The organism is Yersinia sp. 1252 StPb PI, assembly GCF_048593885.1.
GTDB lineage: Bacteria > Pseudomonadota > Gammaproteobacteria > Enterobacterales > Enterobacteriaceae > Yersinia > Yersinia enterocolitica_E.
Genome location: NZ_JAZGQE010000338.1, coordinates 1 through 1,897 on the forward strand (window position 1 = coordinate 1; position 1,897 = coordinate 1,897).

A 1,897-nucleotide genomic window follows, 5' to 3' on the forward strand; every position below is an offset into this window, starting at 1 on the left:
ATCTGTAAAGAGTCTTTTATCAAGTATGTGCGAGCAAACTCATCGTTATCATGGCGAGAGGTGAAAGTTAGAAATTAATAAAAATTACTGTTCCCATAGAGAGCTCAGTCTATCGCTATGTTGAGCTCTCTCATCCCCTAAAGAGATAGAGGTAGGTTATGCAAGATAAAACAAATAATACCACGTCAATTAAAGTGAATAAAAATCACGCGGAGCAACGCGCACAGCAATTACGTAGTGATCCTGTGCTAAATGGAATCAAAAAAATGCATATCTTCGAAGAGGCAGCCCCTCGGCGGAACTCAGGTACAGCACTGGCCGACAATGCTATTCCAGAAAGAACAGATAAATATGTCGATCCGGCATCGATTCAATCCATATTCTCCCCAGTCCGCTATTTGTGTGAGCTATACAACGTTGCGCAAGAGCTACACAGCGAAGAGAACTCACTGCATATTGATAAACGTCGCCCGGATCTGAATAGTCTGGAATTGAGCGAAACCATGATGCAGCAAGAAGTTTCCACACTGGATATTTTGCTGGAAACATTGCAGAAAAAGATCACTTTATCAGACTTGTCGGCTCAGACAATTAACTCTGCCGATGATTCATTCACCCTGCCTTATGATGATAATCTCACTATCATCAATGCGGTACTGGAGAGTCAATCAACCAACTTGCGCAATATTGCAGCTCTGTTGGCAGACAATGCTGATATACAAGCATTAGAACTGACCCCAGCGTTGGTACAGGAACAATTAGGGCTAAATCCAGTCAGTTATGAGTTGGTTAAAACCGAGCGGACACAAGAGGCCAACCGTCAACGTTTGGCCCATGCGACTAAACTCAGTGTCGATCAGCTCAATACGTTAGTATCCAGTATTCAAGATGGCGGTGTAAACGAAGAACAGATTCTGCCAGTACTATCTGAGTATCTGCGGCTTAATCGCCAATATGGTCTGTCGGCTGATAAGTTTACCATGATGGTTGGCAAACAAGAGATGACTGATGATGATCAGAAAGAGCCTCGCATGGCGACTATCGCATCTCTGTTTGGCCTGAGCGCCGCACAAGCGGAAATGTTGCTCACCTTATGCGGGAAACCTGAAGCATGCCAGAACATGGCTGAAAAGAATGCATCTCAGGTTCTGGTTACCGTCAATCTACTGGAAAATATTGTGCAATGGATGAGTGAGCAAAAACTGGATCTTGCCGCCCTCAACGCCATGTTAACCACCCAATACAGCAAAACCGCCACACCGGAGCTGTTTAATTTCCTCTCCAATATCTACCATTCGGTGGATGAATCAGCTGATGCTACCTTATTAAAACAGAATCTGTATCGCAGTCTGGCTGCCGGTTTCCATTTGAAAACAGAAGTGGTCGCCGGTTTAGTCAGTTGGCTGGAAAGCAATGATAGTGAATTTACTGCCCAAAAATTCAATCAGGCTGTTATTGAGATCTTTAGCAACCGCCCAACAGTGGAAAAACTGGAACATCATCCACTGTTGGTGACTCAATGCCAAAAACTGAGCCAGTACGTGCTGATCGCTCAATGGGCTGGATTGACTCAACAAGATCTTGCATTACTGTTGCAACCAAAATTGTTCAATGGCGGTGAACAACCATTACGCATTAGCCTATCATCATTGCGTTTACTGGCTGAATTTAAAGCCTGGCAACAGCAGGTAACAGTGCCAGTCTCTGAGGCATTACGTTATTTCTCATTATTCAGCTCTCACACTGATGTGGATCAGTTACAGATAGAACAAAAGGGATTAGAAAAGCAATTAGCAGAAGAAAATAGCAAACTAAAACCCATCGATGATCAACGGAAAAAAATATCAGGAGAGCTTGAATTATCAAATGAACTATTACATAACTTGAATTTAGAAAT

The 1,897-nt window shown here is 43.1% G+C and carries 1 protein-coding gene; it reads left to right on the forward strand.

Features of this window, described 5'->3' with window-relative positions:
* Positions 1–158 precede the first annotated feature (158 nt).
* Positions 159–1,897 (forward strand): Tc toxin subunit A (locus V2A85_RS23330; RefSeq protein WP_420072515.1); only part of this gene is annotated, 1,739 nt, incomplete at its 3' end.